The organism is uncultured Helicobacter sp. (assembly GCF_910577135.1).
In the GTDB taxonomy this organism is placed as follows: Bacteria; Campylobacterota; Campylobacteria; order Campylobacterales; family Helicobacteraceae; genus Helicobacter_C; species Helicobacter_C mastomyrinus.
Genome location: NZ_CAJTLL010000001.1, coordinates 1 through 22,236, shown reverse-complemented (window position 1 = coordinate 22,236; position 22,236 = coordinate 1). Strand labels below are relative to the sequence as shown.

At 38.2% G+C, this 22,236-nt stretch carries 23 protein-coding genes; 15 read left to right on the top strand and 8 right to left on the bottom strand.

The genetic code is table 11. From position 1 onward, the window contains the following. Positions 1-13: 13 nt before the first annotated feature. Positions 14-586 carry a DedA family protein gene (locus QZ289_RS00115; RefSeq protein ID WP_295697748.1) on the bottom strand — a complete coding sequence of 191 codons (573 nt, stop codon included), beginning with the start codon at positions 584-586 and terminating at the stop codon, positions 14-16. 70 nt (positions 587-656) lie between these two features. After that, on the bottom strand, positions 657-1,310 hold the full coding sequence (locus QZ289_RS00110; protein WP_295697745.1) for an ABC transporter ATP-binding protein: 654 nt from the start codon (positions 1,308-1,310) through the stop codon (positions 657-659). Positions 1,311-1,548: 238 nt separating this feature from the next. Between QZ289_RS00110 and bamA the strand changes: the two genes are divergently transcribed. Genes bamA through QZ289_RS00095 form a run of 3 tightly spaced genes read left to right on the top strand, consistent with a single transcriptional unit; the run spans position 1,549 to position 6,200 of the window. Continuing rightward, positions 1,549-3,789: an outer membrane protein assembly factor BamA gene (gene bamA / locus QZ289_RS00105; protein ID WP_295697742.1), complete on the top strand. Its 2,241-nt coding sequence runs from the start codon at positions 1,549-1,551 to the stop codon at positions 3,787-3,789. Positions 3,790-3,804: 15 nt separating this feature from the next. Then, complete coding sequence (locus tag QZ289_RS00100) at positions 3,805-4,899, top strand: dehypoxanthine futalosine cyclase (protein ID WP_295697740.1); 1,095 nt, start codon at positions 3,805-3,807, stop codon at positions 4,897-4,899. Continuing rightward, positions 4,899-6,200: a pitrilysin family protein gene (locus QZ289_RS00095; RefSeq protein ID WP_295697739.1), complete on the top strand. Its 1,302-nt coding sequence runs from the start codon at positions 4,899-4,901 to the stop codon at positions 6,198-6,200. The genes QZ289_RS00100 and QZ289_RS00095 overlap by 1 nt, the downstream gene beginning before the upstream one ends. 568 nt (positions 6,201-6,768) lie before the next feature. On the opposite strand, the gene QZ289_RS00090 is transcribed toward QZ289_RS00095, so the two are convergent. The 5 genes from QZ289_RS00090 to QZ289_RS00070 form a co-directional block, all read right to left on the bottom strand. Beyond that, complete coding sequence (locus tag QZ289_RS00090; protein WP_295697736.1) at positions 6,769-6,903, bottom strand: hypothetical protein; 135 nt, start codon at positions 6,901-6,903, stop codon at positions 6,769-6,771. A gap of 172 nt (positions 6,904-7,075) precedes the next feature. Next, on the bottom strand, positions 7,076-7,216 hold the full coding sequence (locus QZ289_RS00085; protein WP_295697734.1) for a hypothetical protein: 141 nt from the start codon (positions 7,214-7,216) through the stop codon (positions 7,076-7,078). 166 nt (positions 7,217-7,382) lie between these two features. Continuing rightward, a complete protein-coding gene (locus QZ289_RS00080; protein WP_295697732.1) occupies positions 7,383-7,520 on the bottom strand; it encodes a hypothetical protein in 138 nt (45 codons plus the stop codon). After that, a complete protein-coding gene (locus tag QZ289_RS00075) occupies positions 7,521-7,763 on the bottom strand; it encodes a TonB-dependent receptor plug domain-containing protein (protein WP_295697730.1) in 243 nt (80 codons plus the stop codon). It abuts the gene before it with no gap. Between the two features lie 128 nt (positions 7,764-7,891). Beyond that, positions 7,892-8,875 carry a Gfo/Idh/MocA family oxidoreductase gene (locus tag QZ289_RS00070; RefSeq protein WP_295697727.1) on the bottom strand — a complete coding sequence of 328 codons (984 nt, stop codon included), beginning with the start codon at positions 8,873-8,875 and terminating at the stop codon, positions 7,892-7,894. A 151-nt stretch (positions 8,876-9,026) separates the two neighbouring features. Between QZ289_RS00070 and QZ289_RS00065 the strand changes: the two genes are divergently transcribed. From QZ289_RS00065 to QZ289_RS00035, 7 genes are all read left to right on the top strand, one after another. Continuing rightward, complete coding sequence (locus QZ289_RS00065) at positions 9,027-11,924, top strand: DNA methyltransferase (protein WP_295698145.1); 2,898 nt, start codon at positions 9,027-9,029, stop codon at positions 11,922-11,924. Positions 11,925-11,928: 4 nt separating this feature from the next. After that, entirely contained in the window at positions 11,929-12,852 is a 924-nt protein-coding gene (locus QZ289_RS00060; RefSeq protein ID WP_289688038.1) for a hypothetical protein, read from the top strand. Between the two features lie 9 nt (positions 12,853-12,861). Next, the gene (locus QZ289_RS00055; RefSeq protein WP_289688037.1) at positions 12,862-13,860 is read left to right on the top strand and encodes a virulence RhuM family protein; all 999 of its coding nucleotides are present in this window, start codon (positions 12,862-12,864) and stop codon (positions 13,858-13,860) included. After that, entirely contained in the window at positions 13,853-14,752 is a 900-nt protein-coding gene (locus QZ289_RS00050; protein WP_295697723.1) for a DEAD/DEAH box helicase family protein, read from the top strand. The genes QZ289_RS00055 and QZ289_RS00050 overlap by 8 nt, the downstream gene beginning before the upstream one ends. A gap of 56 nt (positions 14,753-14,808) precedes the next feature. Further along, the gene (locus QZ289_RS00045; RefSeq protein WP_295697721.1) at positions 14,809-15,957 is read left to right on the top strand and encodes a hypothetical protein; all 1,149 of its coding nucleotides are present in this window, start codon (positions 14,809-14,811) and stop codon (positions 15,955-15,957) included. After that, positions 15,935-16,168, top strand: a complete 234-nt coding sequence (locus tag QZ289_RS00040) for a hypothetical protein (protein WP_295697718.1) — start codon at positions 15,935-15,937, stop codon at positions 16,166-16,168. The genes QZ289_RS00045 and QZ289_RS00040 overlap by 23 nt, the downstream gene beginning before the upstream one ends. Before the next feature lie 63 nt (positions 16,169-16,231). Next, positions 16,232-16,696, top strand: coding sequence for a hypothetical protein (locus tag QZ289_RS00035; RefSeq protein WP_295697716.1), 465 nt, complete (start codon positions 16,232-16,234; stop codon positions 16,694-16,696). An 85-nt stretch (positions 16,697-16,781) separates the two neighbouring features. Here QZ289_RS00035 and QZ289_RS00030 read toward each other — a convergent pair whose 3' ends face one another. After that, positions 16,782-17,153: a hypothetical protein gene (locus tag QZ289_RS00030; protein ID WP_295697714.1), complete on the bottom strand. Its 372-nt coding sequence runs from the start codon at positions 17,151-17,153 to the stop codon at positions 16,782-16,784. Positions 17,154-17,306: 153 nt separating this feature from the next. Between QZ289_RS00030 and QZ289_RS00025 the strand changes: the two genes are divergently transcribed. The 5 genes from QZ289_RS00025 to QZ289_RS00005 all read left to right on the top strand — a co-directional run bounded on the left by QZ289_RS00025 (position 17,307) and on the right by QZ289_RS00005 (position 21,820). Then, positions 17,307-17,990 (top strand): indole-3-glycerol phosphate synthase, encoded by a 684-nt coding sequence (locus tag QZ289_RS00025; RefSeq protein ID WP_295697712.1) that lies wholly within the window; start codon positions 17,307-17,309, stop codon positions 17,988-17,990. Positions 17,991-18,075: 85 nt separating this feature from the next. Beyond that, the gene (locus tag QZ289_RS00020) at positions 18,076-18,327 is read left to right on the top strand and encodes a YfhL family 4Fe-4S dicluster ferredoxin (RefSeq protein ID WP_295697709.1); all 252 of its coding nucleotides are present in this window, start codon (positions 18,076-18,078) and stop codon (positions 18,325-18,327) included. Continuing rightward, positions 18,327-19,802 carry a Ppx/GppA phosphatase family protein gene (locus tag QZ289_RS00015; protein ID WP_295697706.1) on the top strand — a complete coding sequence of 492 codons (1,476 nt, stop codon included), beginning with the start codon at positions 18,327-18,329 and terminating at the stop codon, positions 19,800-19,802. Before QZ289_RS00020 ends, QZ289_RS00015 begins: the two co-directional genes overlap by 1 nt. 12 nt (positions 19,803-19,814) lie before the next feature. Beyond that, complete coding sequence (gene waaC, locus QZ289_RS00010; protein ID WP_295697703.1) at positions 19,815-20,909, top strand: lipopolysaccharide heptosyltransferase I; 1,095 nt, start codon at positions 19,815-19,817, stop codon at positions 20,907-20,909. Further along, the gene (locus QZ289_RS00005) at positions 20,906-21,820 is read left to right on the top strand and encodes a lipid A biosynthesis lauroyl acyltransferase (RefSeq protein ID WP_295697700.1); all 915 of its coding nucleotides are present in this window, start codon (positions 20,906-20,908) and stop codon (positions 21,818-21,820) included. Before waaC ends, QZ289_RS00005 begins: the two co-directional genes overlap by 4 nt. Positions 21,821-22,236 lie beyond the last annotated feature (416 nt).

Genomic DNA, 22,236 nt, shown 5'->3' with positions numbered 1-22,236 from the left:
GTCTTCATATATGCTATAAGCGTTTTTTTGCCTTTTTGGAGACTTGGGTGATAATGATGTATAAAATCACGCCAAGCACAAGAAGAACTATTGGCATAAGATAAGAATGTGCGTCAATCTTTTCAAGCAGCATAATAATACCACTACTTGCATAGTATCCGCATAAACCCACAATGATTGCCCAAATCACACAAGCAATAAGATTAAACATCAAAAATTTTTTTAGATTAAAACGGCTAAAGCCAATAGCAAGTGGTACAAGTGTTTTAATACCATAGAGATATTTGCTAAAAAAGATAAGCCACGAGCTATATTTTTTGAGCCATAGTTGAGAAAGGGCTATTTTGCGCCTATGTTTTTGCATATACTGCATCATATCTTTTTTTTGATACCGCGCTAAATATGCAAGAAGTGAGCTACCCAGTGTATTCCCTGCACAAGCAACAAATATAGAGATACATAAATCCATCTTGTCAAGTGCACTCATCACCCCAGCAGTAATAAGTCCTACATATCCTCCACCAAAAGAATAGAGAAATAACAGCACATAACCCCATTGCTCAAGTGAATCTATAATACCCTGCATAGCATTCCTTTGCATATTTGTGTTTTATAGGAGTTTAGCATAATTATAATAATAAATATCAAAGATACCTTTATGCTTGTATTTCATACAAGGCTCTATCATATAGATGGTAGATTCTATCACACGAAGAGGCAATGTCCTTATCGTGTGTAGCGAGCAAAAGCGCGGCTTTGTGTGCGCGCACATAGGCAAAAAGAACTTCCATTACATACATGGCGGTTTGTTTATCGAGGTTTCCTGTGGGCTCATCGGCAAAAATAATTTTTGGTTTTTTGGTAAGCACACGCGCGATTGATAATCGCTGTTGTTGCCCGCCGCTTAGCTGTCCTATAGGCTGATTGATAACGTGGGCGATATTAAAAGATTCTAAAAGATTTTTATCAATAGGTTCATTTGAGAGGATAGAAGCTACTTTGAGGTTTTCTATACCGCTAAATCCACGAAAGAGATAGTGTGCTTGAAACACAATGCCTATATGTAGCCTACGTAGCAAGAGCTGCTCTTTGGCGCTTAGGGCATATATATCATCATTGCCAAGCAGCCCTACCTGCCCGCTTTTAGGGGGGAGAAGGGTGGAGAGATTATTTAAAAGAGTAGATTTGCCACTGCCGCTTACACCCATAATAGCAACACTTTCTCCCTCGTATATGCAGAGGTTTATATCTGTATAAAGTGTTGTCTCAAAACTATGAGAAAGCCCTTTGGCATTAAGCAGCGGATTCATAGATTATCCTCGCATTTTGTATTTTGAAAGTATGATTAATTATGCCACAGCATATAAAATATTTAAAGATTCCTTTTGAGATATGTCTTTTGCTTTTCCTTAGAGCATATAAGATTAGTGGTGGTTTTAACTATAGTAGCGTAGAAACTATAAAGAAAACAGAATCCGCATAGTTTGGTTATTGGTAATGTTAGAAACTTTTAATATAATCGCGCTTCTATGTGATCTAAGGAATGCGATGAAAAAAATCTGTATGTGTATGCTCTTATGTCTTCAAATTAGCGTGGTGTGGGCTAAGGAGATTAGTGCAGTGAGGTATGAGGGCTTAAATGCGATTTCAAATGTGCTTGCTGATGAAATTGTGAATATTAAAGCTGGAGAGGAGCTTAATATACAAAAGGTTGATAAAGCTGTGAGGGCATTGTATTTACAAGGGTATTTTGAAGATGTATATGCGACCTTCGAACAAGGTGTGCTTACCTTTCATATTAAGCAAAAGCCAAAAGTTGCAAGTGTGGAGATTAAGGGCTATGGAAGTGAGCAGGAAAAAGAAACGCTTTACTCTCAAATAGGCATTAAAAAGGGGGATAGCTATGATGAGACAAAGCTTAATCGCGCTAAGCTCATTATACGCACGATTTTAGAATATCAGGGTTATTATGGCACAGTGGTGGAGAGCGATATTGCAAAAGTGGGTGATGATGGGGCATATGCCATTATCTTTAATGTCAATCAAGGTGAAAATATCATTATTAAAAAAGTTACCTACAATGGTAGAGAAAAGCTTAAGGTGAAAGAACTAGAAGAGCTAAGTGCCAATAGACAAAAGCAATTTATGGGGTGGCTTTGGGGGCGCAATGATGGGAAGCTCAAACTTGCAGAGCTAGAATATGATAATGCAAGAATCCAAGATGCTTATATGCGTAAAGGTTTCTTAGATGCAAACGTTTCACAAGGCTTTTTAGACGCAAACTTCAATGATTATAGTGCGAATTTGTATTATAAAATCACAGAGGGTGAGCGATACAAGGTATCTGGTATTAAAATTATTTTGCACGTGCCCGTGATTGAAGAAGAAGAATTGCACAAGGTGTTAAAAGTCAAAAAGGGAGAGTATTTTAATATTGAAGATGTGCGGCAAGATATGGAGAGTATCCGTCAAAAAATCGCCGATTTGGGTTATGCCTTTACACGTGTGAGTCCAGATTTAGACAAAGATAGCGAGAATGCGGAAGTCAAGGTGCTTTATCTCATACAAGTAGGGCAAAAAGTAAAGATTCACGATGTGATTATTTCAGGCAATACCCGCACCGCAGACAGAATCATACGACGAGAGTTGCTTTTAGCCCCCGGAGATACATACAGCCTCTCATACCTAAAAGAATCCGAAAATGCCCTTAAGCGTTTGGGATACTTTGGCAAGGTGCAGATTGATGAGCGGCGCGTGAGCGAGAATGCTATGGATTTGCTTGTAAATGTTGAAGAAACTCGCACGGGTGAGCTGATGTTTGGGCTAGGCTATGGGAGCTATGACAAGCTGATGGTAAATGCCTCCATACGTGAGCGTAATCTCTTTGGCACGGGGCAAAGTGGGCAGATTTATGCTGATTGGAGCTATCGCCGGCAATTAGTAAATCTTACATTGAGCAATCCTCGCGTGCTTGATTCTAAATACAGCACATCAGCAAGTGTCTTTCACTCTCTATATTGGAATTGGGATTATAGGGAGCAAACCACAGGCGGCACAATTACCGGAGGGCGATTACTTACAAATACTTTACGTGCCTCACTTAGCTACACACTCTCTACAACACGTATTGTGGAATTTTATGATAGCTCTTTGGAGGCTCTTTATAGGACATATCTTAAAATTGATAATCCCCTCAAATCTGCCATTAGCCCGAGCCTGTATTTTGATAATACCGATGACTACTACTTCCCTAAAAATGGAGCAATTATCTCTGCATATATAGAATATGCCGGACTTGGTGGCGATGAGGAATATACAAAATTCTATGGCAAAATGGCATTATATTATCATCTTAAATCGCTTTTTGGCATTGATTTGATTGCACGTTATAAGACTCAAGCTGGGGCAATTATAGACCACGGCTATGTGCCTATCACATCAAAATTTTATATGGGGGGTATTTCAAGTGTGAGAGGCTATCAAGTCAGCTCACTTACTCCTAGAGATCCCACAGGGCTTATTCGTATCGGTGGGAATTATATGATGACACATTCTGCGGAGTTAAGCTATGGAATCTTAGAAAAAGCACAAATGCGTTTAGCTCTCTTTTTTGACTATGGTATGATTGGTATTAATAATCTTGCTGATACCACTCGCGCATCGTGGGGGCTATCAGTAGAGTGGATAAGCCCAATGGGTCCTATTGTGCTTGTCTTCCCTCGCCCTATCAACGCCCAACCCGGGGATAGAACATCAAACTTTGAATTCACTATGGGAACGAGATTTTAAAATTAAGGAGTAAAAATGAGCGATTTAAGAGGGCATTTGCCTACACACAATCAGCATAAAAATATTAAACGTGTGAGTGATAAAGAGATTTTAGATTTAATGCGATATGGGGATTTGCGAGAGCTAGGCAAAATGGCAAATGCTATCAAGCAGCAGCTTCACCCTGAGAACATCACCACTTTCATTATTGATAGAAATATCAATTATACCAATATTTGCTGGGTGGATTGCAAGTTTTGCGCGTTTAAGCGCAGGATTGGTGAGGAGGGCGTGTATATTTTAAGCTTTGAGGAAATAGATAAGAAAATTGATGAGCTTTTGGCCATTGGGGGGACGCAGATTCTATTCCAAGGGGGGGTGCATCCTAAGTTAAAGATTGAGTGGTATGAGGAGCTTGTCTCACATATCGCGCAAAAATACCCTATGATTACTATTCACGGCTTTTCAGCTATTGAGGTAAATTATATCGCTAAGGTGTCTAAAATCTCCATTCCCGAAGTGTTAAAGCGACTTCAAACAGCGGGGCTATCCTCTATACCGGGTGCGGGAGCAGAGATTCTAAGCGATAGGGTGAGAGATGTAATCGCCCCTAAAAAGCTTGATACAAAAGAATGGCTAGAGGTGCATAGAGAAGCACATAGAATCGGTATGAAAAGCACGGCTACGATGATGTTTGGCTCTGTGGAGAATGATGAGGATATTGTGGCGCATTGGTCGGCATTACGCGATTTACAAGATGAATTTGGCGGGTTTAGGGCGTTTATTTTATGGAGTTTTCAGCCTGATAATACGCCCTTGCAAAAGGAAATGCCTCATATCCATAAGGCTTCATCAAACCGCTATTTACGCCTTTTGGCGTGTAGTCGAATCTATCTTGATAATTTTATGAATATCCAAAGTAGCTGGGTTACTCAGGGCTCATATATCGGGCAGTTAGCCTTGCTTTTTGGGGCAAATGATTTAGGCAGCACGATGATGGAGGAGAATGTCGTATCAAGTGCGGGAGTGTGTAATTCGATGAATGCAAAAGAGATGATTGCACTTATTAAAGACATTGGCAGCCACCCGGCAAAGCGCAATACGGCTTATGAAATTTTGGAGCGGTATTAATGAAGTATATATTGAAATGGATAGCCATAGTTGCGATATTAGGAGGCAATATGAACGCACAAGACAACGAGCAAGTAAAGATAGATTCCGTAGAAATCAACAATGTGAGTGTGCCGCTCCTTTTTGAATCAAGTAAGAATCTGCCTGTGGGTGATGTGCAGCTAATCTTTGTAGGAGGCAGTGCGGACGCTCACATCCCAGGGCTTGGAGCGATGAGCGCGAATCTACTCAATGAAGGCACAAAAGAGCTAGGAAATGTGGCATTTGCGAACCGGCTAGAAAGCAAGGCTATTGGCTTATATGCGAGTGTGGGGCTGCAAACATTGAGCTTTGATTTATCTTTTTTGAAAGAATTTAGCGATGAGAGTTTCTCCCTCCTCTCTATGCTTTTATATGACCCTAACCTCACACCAAAGGCATTTTCTAAGGTAAAATCTTTGATTTTAAACAAAATCGCACGAAATAAAGATAATTTTGATGATGTCGCAGAAAAAAACTTAAAAAGTATACTTTTTAAAGGCACGCCTATGGCGATACCTGTGCTTGGTGATGAAGAGAGTATAGAATCTATCACACTAGAGGATATAAAAGCCTTTCTAGGGCGAAATCTTGTTTTAAAAAGGCTGATTATTGTTGCGGGTGGGGACTTGCAAAAAGAGGAGTTAAAAAAGCAGCTTATTGCCACACTCTCAAAACTCCCTGTGGGCGAGGGTAAGGAGCGATTGCACTTTAGTGCTTCAAAAGAGGTAGATTCTATTATCGTAAAAAAGCCCACACAACAGGCTTTTATATACTTTGGTGCGCCTTTTGATGTAGTAGATAAGGAGAAAAATTACATCGCTAAGGTAATGAGCTTTATCCTTGGCGGTTCGGGCTTTGGCTCGCGCATGATCGAAGAAGTGCGCGTGAAAAGGGGCTTGGCATATTCTGCTTCTATGAGCATTAGCGTGGGTGGCGCGGCAGATTATGCAAGTGGGCATTTGCAAACAAAGATTGAGAGTAAAGACGAGGCAATAAAAGTGGTTAAAGAAGTAGTAAATGACTTTATTGCTAAGGGTGCTACACAGACAGAGTTAGACGCGGCTAAGGCATTTTTGCTTGGGAGTGAGCCTCTGCGGGAGGAGACACTATCTCAACGATTGGGCGCGAAATTTAGCAATTACTTTAGAGGTTTGTCCTTAGATAATCATAAGCGTGAATTAGCCTTGATTAAGGATTTGAGTCTAGAGGAGCTCAATGCCTATATCACATCGCATAAAGAGATTTTACAGATGAGTTTTAGTATAGTCGATGCGGAGTAAGCTTTGTCTTTCATTGCGGGGAAGTCATAGTTATTTGCCGAGGTGTAAGTGATAGTGGTGCTGTCATTCCTAGTTAGCAGTTGCACTCGCATAGACATAATAATCCGTAAAGTTGTGATTTAAGACATTAGAGATAGCAAAATTTGCACGAAGCTTTTTAGTGATATTATATTTACCCCTAAATGCAAAAGAAAAGAGGTCGGGTAGTGTTGGCTTATGCCAGGATTGAGAGTGAGAAACTTTGTTGTATAAGAGCGGGAAAAGACATTGCTCCTTAGCTGTTTAGCCTTTTGCTCCCTGCAAAGCTATACCTCCTAAGTCCCTATAGGTATAGCTTATTGCGCCATTAAATTTATGTCCTAGCACACCTGTGAGTGGCAAACCCTTGCTCTTACTTGAAGTAGATTCATTCTTATTCCAGGTATAAGAGAGATTAATGCTTAAGTCTCCTATGGTTGGCTATATCTATGGGCTTAAGTTGGGCAAATACCTCTACCCATAGCTTATAGCGGTATCGATATTATAGCGAGTTTGGCATCTTGGCACACTCTATCTACTTATAGTTGCGTCACAAATATATTCTGCGGGGAGAGGGGCACCTAGATTCATCACCGATTGAGGGAATCTTATTCCTAGAATCTGTATAGAATCCTGTGATTTCAAAGTTTGTGTAATTTGTCTCGTCATCGCGCGGTAAGCTCATAAAATTAATGCTCGATTGTAGTTTTAAGTTAGATTCCCATAAATAGGCGCAGATCCACCGCCTGTCCTAAAGTCTCACCCGAGAAGTGTGGACGTGATAGAGAGAGAGGGGGGGGGGTTATACCCTGTGCTTACTCAACCCTTAAAGGTCGAATCCCCGATAACGCTCCTTTTTAGTGCATTATAGACAAAATAGCCACGAGGAGAGGCATTAAAGGCAAATAAATCGGTGTAATTCCCCCTCCACCGATAGCAAAAAAGACTATCTGTAATTGCTCATTCATTTTCAGCAAAAAGGCTGAATTGATACTCATTAATGAATCCTTTGTGATCACCTCGTGAGAGAAGTCTAAATAGAGGCAATTGCTCTCATTTATATCATAGCTTATTCTGCCCCCGGTGCCATTGGTGTGAATGCCCCGCACCTATGTAGTTTCTCCCTGCGCTTAATGTGCCTGTGTATCCTTTAGGGGCAGGAAGCTAATTTACGCGAGGGTCATCGCTAAAGATTTCTTTTAGTCGCAGTTGCAGATTCCATTTTTTAGCAGAATCTAGCATTTCTGCGGTGTAGAGTGAAGCGGTATATGCCAAAATAGGACTGCTCCTGCAAAGTGGCATTTAAAGCCGCATTTGCATTCCATTTGTCAAAACTTCTTTTAGTGATGATATTGACCATTCCGCTCCGCTGATAGCATCTGTATCATAAATGGTAGAGGCATATCCTCTAATAATTTTGATTCTATCAATGATAGCAATAGGCGACATAAAGAATCGTTGAGAATAAGTAGAGTTTGGGAAAGTGGTGCTATTGATATCTTGCCTTGCGCCATCAAGGAGTATAAGAGTATAATCTGTTGGCATACCAAGGACAATATCAAACCAAAATTAAAGCAAAAATTAAAAAAATAGGAGACAATAAAGTATTTTGTAATATTTTGAATGAAGGATGCTTGTTTTTGTGCGGGATATTATTGAGATTCTTAATCGAGTTATGTGTGTGAGATATATTCTAGGGCTTGTATGACACGTAGCACGTGGGCTTTGTCTGCTTGGGATTGGGGGCTGTGCTTGATATAGGGCTGAATCTGTGAGGCAAAATATGCAATGGAGTTATCTAAGGCTAGGGTTTTAGGCAGGGTAGGGGTGTATTGACTTCCTAGCTTGTATTCTACCATTTTTTGATAGAGACTATTTTTGTCAAATGGATCCTTTATCACCACGCCGCTGTCAAAAATCGTGATTTTATCGCTCTTAGTCTCATCATAAATCGCACTTTTTTTGCTCCCTCCAATAATCATCTCCCGCACTTTGATAGGGCTTAGCCACGAGACATTGAGCGTAATGATGATATTAGATTCTAAGCGCAAGTTGATATTAGCTAGGGCGTCATTGGGGTAGTTAAGATATGTGGTTTTAAATGTCGAAGCCTCCTTGATATGCAGCCCTACAAGGCGGTCAATAATGCTTAAATCGTGAATAGCTAAGTCCCAAATCACATCTACATTGCTTTGGAAAAGCCCGAGATTAATGCGTCTGGCGTTAATATAGACAATATCCCCAAAGCTTTGAATATGGCTTTTGAGATAGGCAATCGCAGGAGAGTGCAAAAATATATGGTCGCAATACAGCCGCACATTGTGAGAATCTGCCACATCATAAAGGGCTTTAGCCTGTGTGCTTTGTGTTGTAAGGGGTTTTTCTACAAAAGTATGTTTGGCAGATTCTAAAGCGGCGTAAGCAAGGGCATAATGTGTATGTGGGGGTGTGATGATGAAAATGGCTTCAATGCTTTTATCCTGTAAAATCGCCTCATAGCTAGGGTAGGGTGTGAATGCGTAATGTGTGGCTGCTTCGCTTTGGGCTTGTGGGTCATCATCATAGATTGTGTGGAGGTGGAAAGCGGAGCTATTATGCAGGGCTTTAGCGACATTTCGCCCCCAATATCCATAGCCAATAAGCGCACATTTTATCAAGCTGTAATCCTTTGTGATAAAAGAGTATGAGGGATGAAAATTTGCAAAAATTATAGAAAAACATATTGAAAAGTTGCCTTAAGCCTTAAAAGCTTGCAATAAGAGAAAATGGGCTATGATAATGATTTTAAAGCATGCAGGAGATTTTAAGATGAACTACAAAAAAGCGTTTTATTCTAAGTTAGAGGATTGTTATTTGGGTGTGAAAATCAAGGATTTTCATCAAGAGAATATTGCTAAAAGTGGCTTTAGCAATCTGCTTAAAATCAAAGAACAATACTTTGCCCATATCAAAGCCTACTTGGATTCACAAATGGAGGGAGAGCAACAATCCCACGATATTTATAACAAACTCTATACTTTCTTTGATAGCTATTTAAATGAGAGCGGCACACCATTTTTTAGTGATACTCCTGCTTATAAAAACATCTACGCCAAAGTATATAGCAACTCCAAAGACACGAACCTCTTTTACAAAACGCAAAATCTCTATTATGTCAAATCCGACACGCTTTACCAAAGCCTCACTTTAAGCGATGAGAAGCAAACCTATGAAGTCGTTTTTGATGCGAGTGAATATAAGCAAAATGCCGATAATACTAAAAACAAAATTATTTTTAAGTTTGCAAGTATTGAAAGCATAAATGGTGAAGCAAACGATGAGGACAAGCCACAGATTCTTATCAAAGTGAGCAATCAAAAAGACCTCCTCCCCGAGCTTAACAATGTCTTTAAGCAAAACTCTAATGAGTTTAGCGAGGAGTTTTTAAAGGATTTGAGGCAAAATGCACTCCTTAAAGATTCTAGAATGAAAATCAATGAGGAGGAATTGAAAAAAATCTTTAGAAGCTACAAAAAACAAGCTGAAATAGACTTCTTTATTCACAAAAATGCGACTACTTTTTTAAAAGAGCAGTTTGATTTGTGGATGTTTGGCTATCTCTATAGAGAAAGTGCGATTCAAGAATGGAATCCAGACATCATAGCGCATTTGCAGAGGATTAAAAATATCGCCTATGAGGTGATTAAGCTCATTGGCGATTTTGAAAATGAGCTAAAGGCAGTGTGGCTAAAGCCGAAGTTTGCTAAAAAAACAGAATATGTTTTTAGTATGGATATAATACTTCAGCATGCTAATAATGCAAATGCCTTGATAGAATCAATTGTAAATGACAAAGGCTTTGAGGCTCAAATCAAAGAATGGCAGGAACTAAAGCTGATTGATGATTCTAGCTCAAAAGGTGAGGATACCATTATTTCCCCTTCTTTTACAGATGGAGCTACCCCTCCCCAACCCCTCCCGCAAGGGGAGGGGCTTCTTTCTTTCAAGATTCATTCTTCCCTCTCCCTCGCGGAGAGTGATTTTTCTTGTCCCCCATCCCCTGCGGAGGGGGTTAGGGGGTGGGCACAAGCCCTCATAGAATCTGACAAATACCACTATCTCCCCATAGACACGAAGCACTTTAGCAAAGAGACAAAATACAAGATTCTAAGTAGCTTTGAAAATTTGGAATCTATGCTGAATGGTGAGCTTATCAAGGCGGATAACTTTCAAGCCCTCGACACCCTAATGCCCAAATATCAAGGCAAAGTGGATTTAATCTATATCGACCCACCTTATAATACAGGGAGTGATGGCTTTATCTATGCGGATAACTTCAACCACGCTTCGTGGCTAAGTATGATGAATAATCGCCTAGAACTTTCCAAAGAACTTTTAAACGATAAAGGAAGTATGTTTATAAGCATTGATGATAAAGAACAAGCGAGACTAAAGCTCGTATGTGATGAGGTGTTTGGAGAGGAGAATTTTGTAAGTAATGTGATTTGGAGAAAAAGGGCAGGTGGAGGCAATGATTCTAGGCATATTGCAAATGAACAGGAATATTTGTGTTTCTATGCAAAAAATGCAGAAACTTTAATTACAAATGGAATTGCAAGACCAAGTGTAGCTAAATACAAGCAAGATGATAAAGGATATTATACTGAAAAGCCACTTAACGATACAGCCTTGCAAGATAGTGTAGGGTTACATTATGATATAAAATTACCAAATGGCAAAACTTTAGACGGAAACGAACATCAATGGAAAATGTCAGAATCCACATTTTTGGCTCGATTAGAATGCAATGAAATTATTTTCAAATCTAATGATAAGGTATATTATAAGCACTATATTGACATTAACTCAAATTTGATTCCAGCTTCTATTTGGTATGATTTGGTATTAAATGCCGATGCAACACAAGAAATAAAATCATTGTTTAAAGACAAAGCGTTTGATACTCCAAAACCCGAAAAACTCCTAAAACGCATTTGTGAAATTGCTACAAAGGTAGATTCTAAGGCGGAAGTATTTGAGATGAGAAATTGCGGTTTTCAAGACAAAGGCGAAGGGAGTTTAGTAAGCCTAAATGACCAAGACTTTGGCGCAGAATCCGCGATTTATCGCTCAAAGACAACGCCTATTGTGCTTGATTTTTTTGCAGGAAGTGGCACAACTTTAGCAATAGCACAAAAACTTGGGCGTAAATGGCTAGGTGTGGAAATGGGAGAGCATTTTTATAATATGGTGATTCCTCGCCTGAAAAAAGTCCTTGCAGGATTCCAAAGTGGCATTAGCAAAGAGTGTGATTACAAAGGTGGTGGAGCATTTCGCTACTATCAGCTAGAATCCTATGAAGAGGCATTGAGTCATTGCGAATATGTGCTTGAGTGTAAAGAGTCCCAAAAAGTAGAAAATAAAAACGACTACAAAGGCAAAGACTATGCTAAGGCTGAAGCAATCATTGATTATCGCAAATCCCGTAAACTCATTGATAGGCTTAATAAAGGTGAGAGTGTGTGCCTAGATATGCACACAGAGTATAGGCAAGATTTTGATATTTTTCACTCTATGGCAAACCTTATGGGGTGGAAAATCAAGCGATTGTTTTTAGATTCCAATGGCATAGAATCGTGTGAATTTGATAATGGCGAGATTCTTAACTTAGATTCTATTGATTTAGCAAAATACCCAAAGCTTAAAAATCTCATTTGGTGGGAGTAGGAAAATGGAAAATGAACAAATTTTAAATGTTTATTTGGGACAAGAAGAACATTATATTACGCTTGAGGAAATGAATAAAATTATTCAGTCTATAAACAATATTGGTGATAGTCTTACCAAAAAACTTTTTATGAGTTCTTCTAAAGAACTTTTTATTGTTTATCCCTATGAAAAAGGTTCATTTAAAATTAAAATAGGAATTGTTGGAGCTACTTTGGCAATTATAGGTTGGCTTGGCGAAAGTGATTTAGGGAAAGCTTTTGTGAAGGGATTGACAGGTAATGAAACTCCTTATTATGCAGAGAAGGCAGGAGAATTGTTAAGAGATGCAATCAAAGGAGTGTTAGAAAAAAATGTGGATACTCTTGAGATTCTTAATAACAATACAGAGGGAAAATATTTTTTGGATAAATCAATTAAAGAAAAGAGTGAGCTTTATACTTTGATAAATAAGAGCAAGACTATTAAAAGTATAAGTTTTAATCCTAATAATGAAGAACCTATTGAAAAAAAGAATTTTTATGCACATATTAGAAAAGGAGATATTGTTCGGCAATTAGAGCCCGAATACGAAATAAGCGATTTAATTATTTTAAAATCAATGAACACGAGAGAGCAGGGCAAATGGACTTTTGGGTTACTTCATAATAACAAAAATATTAAGGCTGAAATATTGGATAATGATTTTATTTCAGGATTTTTAAGCGGACAATATCCATTAAAGGAAGGAAATCAAGATGATGTTATAAAAGCACTAGTGCGTGTAGATACGATAATGAAAAATGGCAGTAAAGAAAATGGACAATATTTTATACAGGAAATTTTTAATTTCAATGAAAATAAAATAAAAGATATTCCAAAAGATTTAAAGAAGTATTTAAAAATAAAATACCACTATAATGAACCGACACTCTTTGATGATATGTGAGAAACTAATATGCCAAACCTCCTCCTCTACACCACACAAGATAAAAAAGTCAAGGTTGAGCTCTATGAGCTAGGTGAAAGTGTATTTTTGGCACAAGATGCTATGGCAAAACTTTTTGACACCTCAAAACAAAACATAAGTTTGCATATAAGAAATATCCTGCAAGAGGGGGAATTGCGAGAGGATTCGGTTGTCAAGGAATACTTGACAACTGCCACCGATGGCAAATCCTACAAGGTGAAATTTTATTCTTTAGAGATGATTTTGGCTGTGGGCTTTCGCGTGCGAAGCAAACGAGGGGTGCAGTTTAGAATCTGGGCAAATGAGCATTTAAGCGGCTATTTGCAAAAAGGCTTCATCATCGATAGTGATAGGCTAAAAAATCCAAATGGCAGGACGGATTACTTTGATGAGCTTTTAGAGCAGATTCGCGATATAAGGGCGAGTGAGAAAAGATTTTATCAAAAAGTGCGCGAACTTTTTGCTTTGAGTGTGGATTATGACCCAAGCGATAAGGCAACGCAAATGTTTTTTGCTCAAACACAAAACAAGCTTTTGTATGCGACTACGCATAAAACTGCAGCGGAACTTATTTGCGAGCGAGCTAATGCTAATGAACCAAATATGGGGCTAACAAGCTGGAAAGGCAATATTGTGCGTAAAGGCGATGTGATTGTGGCGAAAAATTATTTAAATAAAGAGGAGCTTGATAACCTGAATCGTTTAGTCAATGTATTTTTAGAATCCGCAGAGCTTAGAGTGAGAGATAAACAAACTTTGACTATGGACTTTTGGAGGCAAAATGTGGATTCGTTGCTTACCTTTCAAGGCAAGGAAATTTTAAGAGATAATGGCAGTATTTCCAATGCACAAATGGAACAAATCGCTTATGAACAATATCAACTTTTTGAGGCACAACGAAAAAAAGAAGAATTGCTGAAGGCGCAAAAAGAAGACGAAGAAATTTTAGAATCTACCTATAAGGCATTGAGGAGCAAAAATGGCTAAAGCAAAACCTAACACACAATCATCACAAAAAGAACTGATTCTAAAAGAAATCATTGCACCAAAGATTCAAGATAGCGAATCTTTGCTAAGTAGCTTTGATTTGCAGAGTTTTTCGCACACCATTTCTTTGCAAGACTATCAAATTGCTGCGCTTAAAAGCGCCATAACTGCCTTGAATTTTTATGTAAAAAATATTGACGAATTATATCAGAGCTATCGTGATTATGGAGTTAGGGATATTGCAAAAGAGCAAATCAACACCGCGAGCTTTTGGATGGCGACGGGGAGCGGAAAAAGCATTGTGATGATAAAGCTAATTGCCCTTTTGCATGTTTTGATGGCAAGTGGCGAGTTTCCGAAGAAACCTATTATGCTCCTTGTGCCCAATGAAAAAATTTTAGAACAGTTTAAGGCGCATATCAAAGAATATAACGCCTATCAAAGCAAAACAATTACATTAAAGGATTTAAAAGACTATGAAAACGTGAGTTATGGCACTTCACTCTTTGATGAGAATATCGTTTTTATTGGACGCAGTGATTTGCTTGATATTGACGAAAATGTCGGCAAGGATTCCAAAGCAAAACGATTGAATTATAAAAACTTCCTCAACAAAGAAGGTTGGATTGTCCTGCTTGATGAGGCACATAAGGGCGATAGCAAAGATTCTGTGCGCAAAGGCTATATAAGAGAACTTGCAGAGGGCAAAGGTAAGAAGGGCTTTATTTTTAATTTCTCCGCAACCTTTAGTGATAGTTTTGATTTGCAAACTTGTGCGTTTAATTATAATTTAGAACGATTCAATCTTGAGGGCTATGGCAAAAATATCGCGGTGTTAAATTCTGATTTGAAAGCCTTAAGGATAAAGAAAAAAATGAGGAGCAAATCGTAAAAATCTTAGAGAGTTTTATACTCTTTTGTGCGATAAAAAAGCATAGAGAAAACATAATGCAAAAATTTGCAAATAAGCCCCTTTTCTACCATAAACCGCTAATTATCGCGGTTGCGGATAAAGTTAATACTACAGATGCGGGGATAAAGCTTTACTTTGAGGCGATTTTACAGATTTTAAAAGAGGATAGAGGCATTACGCCCTTAGCGCAGAATCTCTATGAGAAACTTTCACAAAACCAAAACTTGTATTTTGATGAGAATATGCGCTTAGATGAGGAGTTTTTGGAGCTTATTCAAACAATGGATTCTAAGACTTTAAGAAAAGAAATTTTTTATGCCAAAGAAGCTTCTATGATTGAGGCGTGTAGGATAAAGGGCAATACCAAAGAGATTGTCTTTAAGTCTAAAAATGCTAAAGAGCCCTTTTTGCTTCTCAATATTGGGAGCATTAGAGAGTGGGAGAAGCAGTATTTGCAGAATCTCGGCGTTGAAAGTGGTGAGGACATTACAAAGGGATATTTTCAAAGTATTAACGAAGAATCTTCGCCCATACAAATTATGATGGGGAGTAAAGTTTTTAGTGAGGGTTGGGATAGTAATCGCGTGAATATGATTAGTTTTATTAATATAGGCAGCAAAAATGCCAAAAAATATGTTTTGCAAACCATTGGGCGAGGTGTGCGGATTGAGCCTTTTAAGGGAGTGAGAAAAAGGCTTGAAAAATGTGAGGAGCTTGATTTTAATCAGCGGGAGGAGATTTCACATAAAGCTTTGGGCATTGAGACGCTTTTTATAATGGCAACTCAAACAGAGGCGATTAAGGGGATTTTAGAGGGATTAGAGGAATTTATCCAAAGCTACCCCTTAAGTGGATTTAGGAAAAGTAAAGCATTTAAGCCCTTGCTTGTGCCAAAATATAAAGATTCTGCTACTTTGCAAAATAAGCCTTATATCCTCTCGCATTGTGATTTTGAGGAATTGAAAAGTTATATAGAATCTTTTGATGAAGATGTGCTACTTTTGCGCGAGAACATAAGGGCGAAAGATTTGGGCTATAAAACATTATGTAAAATTAAAGAAAAAATGACAAATGATGGTAAGACACAAGCAATTGAAATTAGAGGGGATATACCGACGCTTAAAGCGGAGAATGCTTTGAGAGTTTTGGAGGGTTTCTTTAATGCCAAGAAGCAAGGAATTTGAAAGATTTGCAGAAATTGACAATGAAATTTGCCATTATGAGAGGTTTAGCTCCACGCTTGATTCTATTATTGTAGAAGAGATGAATAAAAAGATTAGAGAGCTTGTAGCAAATCTTGGGGCAAAAAGTGAAAAGCAGTTAAAAATAGAGTTTGAGCAAGGAAAAATAGGCATTGATGAATATACAGAGGCTATCAAGCAAAGCACAAAATAGCATAAAGTAGAGTGTTGCAATTATGAACTTAATACGGAATTAAAAGAACATTATTATAATCCTTTGGTCATAGACAAGAAAAATGATAGCAGAATTATTTATGCGATTAGAGAACCAAGCGAAATAGAATTTTTGCAAGATTTGCAGAAATATTTGCAAGATAACAATAACATCTTAAAGCAATACGATTGGTGTTTTAGTCGGATTGTTGAAAATGTGGATTCGATTTATATCCCTTATTTTGATTCACAAAATCAAGTGTATAGAAAATTTTATCCCGATTTCATCTTTTGGCTAAGGCATAAGCAAAGCGGAGCATATAAGATCATCTTTATTGGCCCTAAAGGCTTAGAACATACGGCTAATAGCATAGCTAAGGCTGATGGCTTTGAAGAAATATTTAAGGAATTTAAAGATGATAAGTTACCTGCAGTGTTTTTGTATTTTTATAACAAATCAGGCACAAATAGAATTGGGAAACTTGAGAAACTTATAAAAGAAAGCATAAAGGACATTTTCGTGTATTAGTTTGGATATTGGGCAAAAAGGGGCATTAGAGCATTCATAAAATGCAAACAAGCCAAAATGTGGAATCTGAAATCAAGGCGATGGACTATTTAACCTTATATTTTTTTATTTCAAAGTTGATAAATCCACAATGCCGACATTTAAAATAATCCGTTTTTTCTTCTACATGGAAGATTTCTCCATCTAGCATATCATCAACATCTTTTTTGCAGTATGAGAGAGCACTCTGTGAGGATATATCATTACCGATAAATTCTAACTTGAAGCTTTTGTGGCAATGTGGGCAATATGTTTTCTGTTTGGTATAAAGATACATCATCAAGGCTATTATAATAGGCACAGGAGCAAAGATATAGGCAAGATAAGAATTTTGAAAATAAATACTTGCAAAAGCCATAATGCAAATAAGCATTAAACTTGACAATAAAAAAAGATGTTCTTTTGTCTTTTTATTCATATTCCCCCATTGCAATGGCTGTGCTACGATAACCAAAAATATAACACAAAAACCTGTTGTATTACCCCCCCCCCCCTTAATAAATTCTTACTTGACACAAAAGAATATGCTAGAATTCGCCATTTAACCCAAAGCTATATAAAGGATAGCCAAATGCATATCACACAAGAACAGATTGCAAACGTTAAAGCATCTCTTAGGACACGAATGGCAATGATTGACTTTGATATATTAGGGCGGACATTGGCTTATAGCCCGTATATGCCCCGCGCCAATAAAGAGTTTTTTATTCGCAATGAGCGGCAAAATACGCCCAAACTAGCCCATACCTTTCATATAGAATCCACCACAGATACAAGCTCACTGCTTTATCAAACCACACAAATGGAGGAGGAAACACATTTTGACGCCTATGTGCTAAATTTATGCCCCCAATACACCCAAGAAAGCGCCAAAGATCCTATGCAGCATTTAGAATCTATCTCCTTGCTCCGCCGCCACAGCACATTGCCCATCATTCATATTGATATATTTATAGACAAGTATCAAATTTTAGAATCTGCTCTTTTTGGTGCGGATACACTGCTTATCCCTGCGGCACCGCTTGAGGGCAAGGCACTTAAAGAGCTACTTAACTTTGCAAGACGTTTGGAGTTTGATGTATTTGTGGGAGCAGATAATAAAGATGAGCTGAAAAAAGCCATTTTTAGCGGTGCGGATATGCTTTTTCTCCCGCAAGAAAGTTTTAAAGAACTCTTAAGTCTTGTGCCAAATACCCAAGTTATTGCTACTAATCACCCCAATGAGTATGGCGTAGATATATGGCTTAGGGGTTAAAAGCCAAGAGTTAAGCGGACTTTAAAGAACCTTTGGTTAAAAGGTATGATTTTTTCTTTACAATAATCATTGGGAGTGTCAAAGAATGGCTTTAATGATAAATAATGAATGTATTGCGTGTGATGCGTGTGCCGAAGAATGTCCTAATGGTGCGATTGAGGAGGGCGATCCGATCTATAGTATAGATCCAGATATATGCACCGAATGTGTGGGAAGTTATGATGAACCAAGTTGTTTGTCCGTATGCCCAGTAGATGCGATTGTACCAGATCCTGATAATATAGAAAGCATTGAAGAATTAAAATATAAGTTTGAAACCCTGCAAAGAGGGGAATAATGGCAAAAATTACCTCTGTTATAGACATTGGCTCAAATTCTGTGCGTATGGCAATTTTCCGTAAAACTTCACGTTTTGCCTTTCATTTGATTTATGAAGTGAAATCCAAAGTGCGCATTTCGGAGGGCTGCTATGAATCGGGTGGGATTTTGGGTGAAGTGCCTATGGAGAGGGCGATTTGTGCCCTTAAAGAATTTGTGCAAATCTCCAAGGCACATAAAAGCCGCAAAACTTTTTGTGTAGCCACTTCCGCATTGAGAGATGCACCCAATGCGCGGGTGTTCTTAGAGCGAGCAAGACGGGAATGTGGTCTTTCTATCAAAGTCATTGATGGCAAAAAGGAGGCACTTTATGGAGGGATTGCCTGTGCGAATTTATTGCATTATAAAGATGGGATTACTATTGATATAGGTGGGGGAAGCACGGAATGTGCCCTTATAGAAGATGGCAAAATCATCGATCTTATCTCACTTAATGTCGGCACTATTCGCCTAAAAGAGCTGTTTTTTGATAAGGAGAATAATATACAGGGGGCTATTACATTTATCCAAGAGCAGCTTAAAAGCATTCCTTCACATTTTAAGCACGAGCGTGTTTTTGGTGTGGGTGGGACGATTCGTGCGCTTTCAAAAATGATAATGAAACACAAAAAATATCCTATTGCAGAAGTGCATGGCTATGAGATTGATGTCGCACAGAATCTTAAATTTTTTGAGAAAGTCTCTCACGCCTCACTTGATAAACTTGCCGATATAGGTGTGCCGCCAGATAGAATTGATAATATTCGCAGTGGGGCGTTGATTTTGCAAATGTTTCTTACACATTTTAATGCAAAAGACATTATCACAAGTGGGGTAGGTGTGCGTGAAGGTGTGTATTTAAGTGATTTATTACGTGGGCATAAAAATACCTTTCCCAAAGCCTTTAATCCCTCTATTAGTGCGATAGAAGATCGATTTATGCTTGATAAGAAATATGCAGAGATGACTCGTAGGGAATCTCTAAAGATTTTTGATACACTTTTCCCTATGCACAAGCTTGATGAGCAGTGTAAAAAGCTTTTAAATACGGCTTCATATCTCTCAAGCATTGGGCGGATTCTCAATTTCTATAATGCAGATAAGCACGGCTCATATTTTTTACTTAATGCCCTTGAATATGGTTTTTCTCACGTAGAGCGTATGAGTATTTGCTTACTTGTGGAATACAGTGGCAAAAAAATCCCCCAAGATGAGAATATTGGGCATATTAGCGATATGATGCCTAAACTTTTGAGTTTGCAGTGGCTTAGCTTCATGCTTGCTCTTGCGGAGACAGTTTGTCGTGGTGAGGGGAATTTGCAGATTCGCTATGAATATATCAAATCTAAAACTTTGAAGATTTATACCGCTACTGATTTGTACCTCGCACGTGAAAATATTAGTAAGCTTCACAAGCCAGAGCCATTGAATATTGAGTTTATTAAAACATTTTAGAGGGACTTAACAATGGAAGTGCAAAATGCGCCTATTAATATTAGCTTTTTGCGACTTTCAAGCCTTGGAGATGTAATAGTAGGAGCGTGTGTGCTGCCTTTTGTGAGAGCATATTTGCAGCGGCAATATCCGCAAGGTGTGCGTTTGCATTGGGTAGTAGATGATATGTTTGCCGCAGTATTGGCAGATAGCCCTTGTATTGATAATCTTGTTCGCATTCCACTCAAAAAAGGCGGGATAAAAGCCATTCCGCGCATTATGAGGATGCTACAATCTTTAGAATCTTGTGAGAAGCTTATTGATTTGCAGGGTTTAATCAAATCCGCGCTATGTGGGAGTTTCATTCAAAAAGGTCAGTTTTGGGGCTTCGCAAAAGATTCTATAAAAGAGCCTGTGGCAAGTATATGCTATACGCATAAGGTGCATATTCCTTATAATGAGCATATTTTAAAACGTAATCTTAGCCTTGTAAATGCTGCATTGGGCATAGATGAGGTCGATGAGAGTATATTTTATGCTAATCGCTCTTGTGCCTTTGGATTCACACAAGGAGCGCAAACGCAGATAGAGGATATTTTAAGAGAATCTTGTGTAGGAAGCTCACAAATGAAGAGAGATAAAGCCTCATATATCTTGCTTGTGCTTGAATCATCTTTAGAATCTAAGACCTACCCGCTAGATTTGTTTGTAGAAGTAATTGATGGGCTTTTGGATTTGAAGCCGCATATACATATTTTACTTTTGCAGCATAGCACGGATAAGGCAGGACGTATAAAAGAACGTTTTGCTACACAAGCGCGAGTAGTGGCTTTACCCCCTCTTTCAATAGACTTGCTTAAGGCATTGATGACAAAAGTCGCTCTAGTGATTGGTGGGGATACGGGTGTTACGCATTTGGCTTGGGCTATGCAGAAAGCTTCTCTTACCCTATATGGCAATACAGCGCCAGAACGTTTTGCGCTTAATAGTCTTATTAATCGCTTTTTGTGTGGAAGTGAGAGGGCGAGTTATAAAAAAGATGATTTTTGTATTGCAAATATCGCTCCAAGCAGTATTTGTGCGAGTGTAAAGGATATATTAGATTCTATAAGCGAGGATAGCAAATGAGTATTACAGCAAGGATTCTAAAAATAATTACTGATAGTATAGGTTTTTGCTTGGCTAAAATGCCTCATTGGCTCTTTGTCTGGCATATCAAGGTGTTAGCTACCATAATGAGAATCTTCGATAATAGGCGGCATAAGGATGCAAGGGCAAACCTAGATTTTGTCTATGGGGAGCAGATGAGCAAAGAGCAAAAGTGTAAGATTATTAAAAAATGCTATGAGAACTTTGCCTTTGTGCTGCTAGAGACCATACGTGTGGCGTTTATCCCTATGGAGAAATATATGCAGTGCTTTCATCTTATCGACGAGCATTATCTTTTAGATACGTTGCATAAGGATAAAGGTGCGATAAGTATATCGGCGCACTATGGATATTGGGAAGCGATAGCAAGCGCGCTACCTCCCCGCTATACGTGGTGTAATATGGCATCTCTTGGGCGTCTAACACCATTTGATGCGATTAATCAAATGATTATTGCACGGCGAGAGTTACAAAAAGTAAAGTTTATTGATAAAAAGGGTGCGTTTAAACATTTATTGAAGCTTTATGGCGGCAGTAACCCGCTCGCAGGGATTCTTGTCGATCAAAATATTTCAATACAAGAGGGAATATGGATAAACTTTTTTGGCAAAAGGGCTACGCATACAACGATTGCTTCAGTGCTTTCAAGACGCTTTAATATGGGTATAGTGCCTATAATGATTAGTATTAATGAGGGCTATAAGAGCTTTGAAGTGCGATATTATCCGCCAATTTATTGCAAAAAAAGCGAGGATAGTAATGCAGATATTTTAGAGGCGACACAGGCTCAAGCTGATGTGATAGAAAAGGCGATAAGGGAGAAGCCAGAAGATTGGTTTTGGTTTCATAAGCGTTGGAAATCGGCTTATAAAGAAATTTATAGTAAATAAGCCCACTTTAAGCTTTATATCTGTAATATTGCGTTCCCATTTGATTGAGCTTCTAGTCTCTTCTTGTAGGTTTTTCGTCAGTTTATAGTTTTTAGTTTTTCTTTATAAATCACTAAAACCATAATCTAATGTCTAAAATCTATGATATTTAGGATAATGAAGCAAGTTCAAGATTTTAACTAAAACTTGAATACTAGTCTTATGGTTGTTCTTTATCAATATAGTCAATGTTTGTTTAGCTTTTAATGTAGAGAGCTTCAAGGTTTTTAGCTTGATTATATTTGGTGCGATCTTTGACATCTAAGCAAGAAAATGAAGTGTTTTGTTACTTTTATAGAGAATAAAAACTTGTATTTTCTTAGTTCATTTCTATACAACTCAATTATGACTTTGAGTAGATTCTAAAAGATGAAACC